Origin of the sequence: uncultured Ralstonia sp. (assembly GCA_913056305.1) — a bacterium.
In the GTDB taxonomy this organism is placed as follows: domain Bacteria; phylum Pseudomonadota; class Gammaproteobacteria; order Burkholderiales; family Burkholderiaceae; genus Ralstonia.
In genome coordinates this window covers 1-5,548 of the sequence record CAJXMR010000269.1, presented here as the reverse complement: position 1 = coordinate 5,548, position 5,548 = coordinate 1, and the positions used below count along the sequence as shown (strand labels likewise).

Here is a 5,548-nt window from a genome sequence, read left to right as displayed (position 1 = left end):
GGCGTGCCCAGGTCGTACATCACCATGGCATCGATATTCAGTTCTGGCGAAGTCGAGCCACCGAATTCGTTCGTGCCCTTTGCCGCGATGTAGTTGGCATACCCCTCAAAGGACAGGCCCGTCGAGCCGATGGGAATGCCCCATGCCGCGTTGAGCATCGGGTGCGCCTTGTAGTGGTAGCGGCTCGTTACCCCAATCGGCTGGTTGCTCTCCCACAGCATCAGCAGACTGATGTTCAGGAAGCCCGGGACATCCATCATCATCGTCGGCCCTACCACCAGCATGCGTTTCTTCGACGCATAGCCCGTATCGTTCTTGGTGTTCCAGTCAAAGCCGGCGGTCAGGCCATAGCCGCGGATCGGCCCGGCGCCGAGATTCTTGTCGAGAACTTTGCCGATGTCGAGCGTATGGCGATACGTGACATAGGCTTCCTGTGCGTTGCTGTCCTTGCTGTCCGATTCCAGCAGATCGACGTTCAAGTAGTTGGTGCCGTACTTGTATCCGCTGGCGTGCGTGAAGTTGAAAATGTTCTTGTGAATACCGTCGCCCACAAACGGTTCTGCGAATTGTGTGCCGTAGCGATAGCCGATCGAGGTATCGCTCCATTCCACCGCACCCGCATCTGCTGCCCCCATGAAAAGGGCTGCGGTCGCTACGGTGAATGCGGCCGTGCCGCGCAAGACATTCCACTGCATTGCTCTATCTCCTCTGTTGATGGTTTTGTTGCCGCTGGGTTGCGCCGCATTCGATGATGCGGTCGCGGGCCGGCCGGTCAGGCTCCATGCCGGGCGGCGCCCGAGGGCGCCGCGCCAGCGGCGTTTTCGTGCTGATTAACCTGAAATCAAATCGTGCAGGCGGAAGCCCGCGATGCGGTGAATCTGCTCCAGCGACGCGCGCAGTTCGGTGGCATGGTCGTTGTCCACGCGCTTGGCGAAGGCGTCGATGATGCCGTGGCGGTCATAGCCGCGCACCGCCAGGATGAACGGGAAGCCGAACTTCTCGTTGTAGCGGGTGTTGAGACTCTGCAGGCGCGCGAATTCTTCCGGCGAGCACTGGTCCAAGCCGGCACCGGCCTGCTCGCGCGTCGATTCGGCGGTTAGCTCACCGCGCACGGCGGCCTTGCCGGCCAGCTCCGGGTGAGCGCGCACGAGCTTCAGTTGCGGTGCCTCGCCAGCAGCGTCCACAGCGTGGCGCATGGCAGCGGTCAACGCCTCGGTCGAGGCGAACGGGCGCTGCGCGGCAGCCTGCTCGGCCACCCACGGCGAGTGCTCGTAGATGCCGCCCAGGGCCTGCACGAACTGCACGGCGTCCATGGCATTAAGTTGGGCGAGGGAATACGTGGTCTGGCTCATGCGGTGGTACTCAGAGTCGGTTGCTTGTCGTAGGGGTGGTGCTGGATCCAGTGCTGCGCGATGTCGATACGGCGGCAGATCCACACCTTGTCGTGCGATTGCACGTAGTCGAGAAAGCGCTGCAGTGCGCGGAAGCGGCCCGGGCGGCCCAGCAGGCGGCAGTGCATGCCGATCGACAGCATCTTCGGCTGCGCCAGGCCGTTGGGGTCACCTTCCTCGTACAGCACGTCGAAGGCGTCCTTCAGGTACTGGTAGAAGTGGTCGGCCGTGTTGAAGCCCTGCGGGCTGGCGAAGCGCATGTCGTTGGTGTCGAGCGTGTAGGGCACCACCAGGTGCGGCTTGTGCTCGCCGGACGAGGTTTCGACCTCGGTCCAGAAGGGCAGGTCGTCGCCGTAGTAGTCGGCGTCGTAGGCGAAGCCGCCGTGCTCGACCACCAGGCGGCGCGTGTTGGGGCTGTCGCGGCCGGTGTACCAGCCCAGCGGCGCGTTGCCGGTCAGCTCGCGGATGATCTCGACGCCGATGCGCATGTGCTCGCGCTCGGTGGCTTCGTCCACGTTCTGGTAGTGGATCCAGCGCCAGCCATGGCAGGCGATCTCGTGGCCGAGATCGACAAAGGCTTGCGTCACGTCCGGATGGCGTTGCAGGGCCATTGACACGCCGAAGATCGTCATCGGCAGGCCGCGCTTTTCGAACTCGCGCAGGATGCGCCAGACGCCCGCGCGCGAGCCGTATTCGTAGATGCCCTCCATGCTCATATGGCGGGCGGGGTAGGCGGCCGCGCCGATGATCTCGGAGAGGAACTGTTCGGAGCCCGCGTCGCCGTGCAGCACGCAGTTCTCGCCGCCTTCTTCGTAGTTGAGGACGAACTGCAGGGCCACGCGCGCGCCGCCGGGCCACTTGGCGTCGGGCGGGTTCTTGCCGTAACCGATGAGATCGCGCGGATAGTTATTGTTGATCATGGTTTCTTGAGATCGAGGAGACTTCATACAACACCGGTCGGACAATGGAATGAGTCCTTCCAAATTCACGACATCACGGATGGATGTTGTTCCCGCAAACGCGCGGCCCCAGCGGCTAGAAAGACACTGGGTTCCCGCTTTTGTGGGAACGCCACGGGTGCGTGGGCGATGTCATGAAACAGGCAAGGCTCCATCGCGTCAGGCCGGGACTGCCCGGGCAGCCTGCGCCAGTTCCAGCGCAAGCCTCCGGTGAATCGTGAGATGGGCGTCCAACTCCAGCGTGGTCAGGCGGCCATCTTCCACCACCACGCGCCCGTTGATCACGCTGTGCGCCACGTTGGACGGGGCGCAGAACACCAGCGCGGCGACCGGGTCATGGTCGGCGCCGGCCAACCCGACCTGGTGGCGGTCGAAGCTGACAAAGTCGGCCGACATGCCCGGCGCCAGCGCGCCGATGTCGTCGCGATTCAGCACGCGGGCGCCGCCGAGCGTGGCGATTTCCAGCGCCTCGCGCGCGCTCATCGCCGCCGGGCCGAAGCCGACGCGGGCGAGCAGCATGGCCTGGCGGGTCTCGCCGAGCATGTGAGCGCCGTCGTTCGACGCGCTGCCGTCCACGCCCAGGCCGACCGGCACGCCGGCATCGCGCATGGTGCGGATTGGGGCGATGCCCGAGGCGAGGCGCATGTTCGAGCACGGGCAGTGCGCCACGCCAGTGCCGGTGCGCGCGAACACGTCGATGCCATGCGCGTCGAGCTTCACGCAGTGCGCGTGCCAGACATCGTGGCCGACCCAGCCGAGGTCTTCCGCATACTCGGCCGGCGTCATGCCGAACTTCTCGCGCGAGTAGGCGATGTCGTTGTCGTTCTCGGCCAGGTGGGTGTGCATCGACACGCCATAGCTGCGCGCGAGCTTGGCCGATTCGCGCATCAGATCACGCGAGACGGAGAACGGCGAGCACGGCGCCACCACCACGCGCAGCATGGAATGGCGATCGGCGTCGTGCCAGGTTTCGATCAGGCGGCGCGTCTCGGTCAGGATGGCCTCTTCGCCTTCGACCACGCGGTCCGGCGGCAGGCCGCCCTGGCTGCGGCCGACGCTCATGCTGCCGCGCGCGGCGTGAAAGCGCATGCCGATCTGGTGCGCGGCTTCGATGGAGTCGTCGAGGCGGCTGCCGTTGGGGTACAGGTAGAGGTGGTCGCTGGAGGTGGTGCAGCCCGACAGCAGCAGTTCAGCCATCGCCGTGAGCGTCGACACGCGCACCATCTCCGGCGTGAGACCCGCCCACACCGGATACAGGTTGGTCAGCCAGCCGAACAGCTCGGCATCCTGCGCGGCGGGCAGGGCGCGCGTCAGGCTCTGGTACATGTGGTGGTGCGTGTTGACGAAGCCGGGCGTGACCACGTGGTCGCGCAGCTCCATCACACGCACGTTGGGCTGGCCGATCGCATCGCGATACTGCGGCGGCAGGTCCGCGGTGGCACCCACCCACTCGATCACGCCGCCGCGCGCCACCAGGGCGCCGTCGGCGATCTCGCGGCGTTGCGCGTCCATCGTGACCAGCACATCGGCGTGGCGGGCGATCAGCAGCGGGTCGGCGGAGGTGAGGCCGCCGGTCGTGTGCTCAGTCATGCGATTACTCCGTGCCGTGCGTGGTGGCTGCGGCCGCGCGCATGGCGTGTTCGGTCGACTGCATGCCGTTGTAGTAGAGGTTCAGGATGACCGCCACCAGCGTGCCCAGCACGATGCCGCTGTGCGTGACCGGCTCCAGCCAGTGCGGCAGGTACTGGAAGAAGGTCGGCGCCAGCGTCGGGATCATGCCGAAGCCGATCGCAATCGCCACGATGAACAGGTTGTGGCGGTACTTGTTGAAGTCGATCGAACCCAGAATGCGCACGCCCGTGGCGGCCACCATGCCGAACATCACGATGCCCGCGCCGCCCAGCACGAAGGAGGGCACCGAGGCGACGATGTGCGCCATCTTCGGGAACAGGCCCAGCAGGATCAGGATCACGCCACCCATGGCCGCCACGTAGCGCGAGCGCACGCCCGTCACGGTCACCAGGCCGACGTTCTGCGAGAACGAGGTGTAGGGGAAGGTGTTGAACACACCGCCGATCACGGTGCCCAGGCCATCGGCGCGTAGGCCGCGGGTGAGGTCGTCATGCGTGAGCTTCTTGCCGGTGATCTCGGCCAGGGCCAGGAACATGCCGGTCGATTCCACCAGCGTGATCATCATCACCACGCACATCGAGGCGATGGCGCCGAAGTGGAAGGTGGGCATGCCGAAGTGCAGCGGGGTAATGACGGCGACCCAGTCAGCATCGGTCACGCCGGCAAAGCTGACCTTGCCGAAGGCCATGGCGATGAGCGTGCCGATCACGATGCCCAGCAGCACCGCGATGTTGCCAATCAGGCCGCGACCGTACTTGGTCAGCAGCAGGATGATCACCAGCACCGCCAGCGCGATGCCTAGGCCCGCTAGGTTGCCGTAATCCAGGTTCGGCACAGTCTGCAGCACGCCGTCGACGACCACCTTCTTGGTCGGTTGGCCGCCGCCTGCCCAGTTGATGGCCACGCCCATCAGGGACACGCCGATCAGTGTGATGACGGTGCCCGTCACGACTGGCGGGAAGAGGCCCAGCACGCGCCCCATCAGTGGTGCGACGAGGATGCCGAACAGGCCCGCTGCGATCACCGCGCCATAGATGCCCAGCAGGCCGATGGTGGGGTCGGACCCGATGGCGATCATCGGGCCGACGGAGGCGAAGGTCACGCCCATCATCACCGGCATGCGGATGCCGAATTTCCACAGGCCAAACGCCTGGATCAGCGTCGCCAGCCCTGCGGCGAGCAGGTCGGCGTTGATCAGGAAGGCGAGCTGCTCCTTGGGCAGATGCAGTGCGCCGCCCACGATCAGGGGCACTGCCACGGTGCCTGCATACATCACCAATACATGTTGCAGGCCGAGGGCGAGCAGCCGCCCGTACGCCACGCGCTCGTTGGTCAGATCCGCCGTGGGGGCGGCGATGGTGCTAGCCATAAAGTCTCCTTGGGGTGGTGAGCCGGACGGCGTCCGGCTGGTGGCGGCTGGCCTCTGTCGGGCCGGCTCGCCTGATACGGCAAATCTCCGGCTTAAACGTCGCCGCCGCGCGGGCCCAGGACCGAACGCAGGTCGAAATCCTCGGGCGCTTCGGGGCGCACGCGGTCGGCGCAGCATTGCAAGTGCTGGGCCATGTG

The 5,548-nt window shown here is 65.8% G+C and carries 5 protein-coding genes and 1 pseudogene; all 6 read right to left on the bottom strand.

What is annotated here, in order from left to right; genetic code table 11:
* Positions 1-635: outer envelope protein (locus QZ609_RS24005; protein WP_295500218.1), on the bottom strand; the 635-nt coding region annotated here is incomplete at its 3' end.
* 195 nt (positions 636-830) lie between these two features.
* On the bottom strand, positions 831-1,352 hold the full coding sequence (uraD, locus tag QZ609_RS24000; protein WP_295500215.1) for a 2-oxo-4-hydroxy-4-carboxy-5-ureidoimidazoline decarboxylase: 522 nt from the start codon (positions 1,350-1,352) through the stop codon (positions 831-833).
* Positions 1,349-2,311, bottom strand: coding sequence for an allantoinase PuuE (gene puuE, locus QZ609_RS23995; protein ID WP_295500213.1), 963 nt, complete (start codon positions 2,309-2,311; stop codon positions 1,349-1,351). Before puuE ends, uraD begins: the two co-directional genes overlap by 4 nt.
* A 198-nt stretch (positions 2,312-2,509) precedes the next feature.
* Positions 2,510-3,940, bottom strand: coding sequence for an 8-oxoguanine deaminase (locus QZ609_RS23990; protein WP_295500211.1), 1,431 nt, complete (start codon positions 3,938-3,940; stop codon positions 2,510-2,512).
* Positions 3,941-3,944: 4 nt separating this feature from the next.
* On the bottom strand, positions 3,945-5,351 hold the full coding sequence (locus tag QZ609_RS23985) for a nucleobase:cation symporter-2 family protein (RefSeq protein WP_295500209.1): 1,407 nt from the start codon (positions 5,349-5,351) through the stop codon (positions 3,945-3,947).
* A 92-nt stretch (positions 5,352-5,443) separates the two neighbouring features.
* Positions 5,444-5,548: pseudogene (locus QZ609_RS23980) on the bottom strand (GntR family transcriptional regulator); the annotation flags it as partial.

Bases quoted from the DNA above. Each gene is read 5' to 3' on its own strand.
- QZ609_RS23990 (WP_295500211.1), bottom strand. From the start codon at position 3,940: ATGACTGAGCACACGACCGGCGGCCTCACCTCCGCCGACCCGCTGCTG.
- uraD (WP_295500215.1), bottom strand. From the start codon at position 1,352: ATGAGCCAGACCACGTATTCCCTCGCCCAACTTAATGCCATGGACGCC.
- puuE (WP_295500213.1), bottom strand. From the start codon at position 2,311: ATGATCAACAATAACTATCCGCGCGATCTCATCGGTTACGGCAAGAAC.
- QZ609_RS23985 (WP_295500209.1), bottom strand. From the start codon at position 5,351: ATGGCTAGCACCATCGCCGCCCCCACGGCGGATCTGACCAACGAGCGC.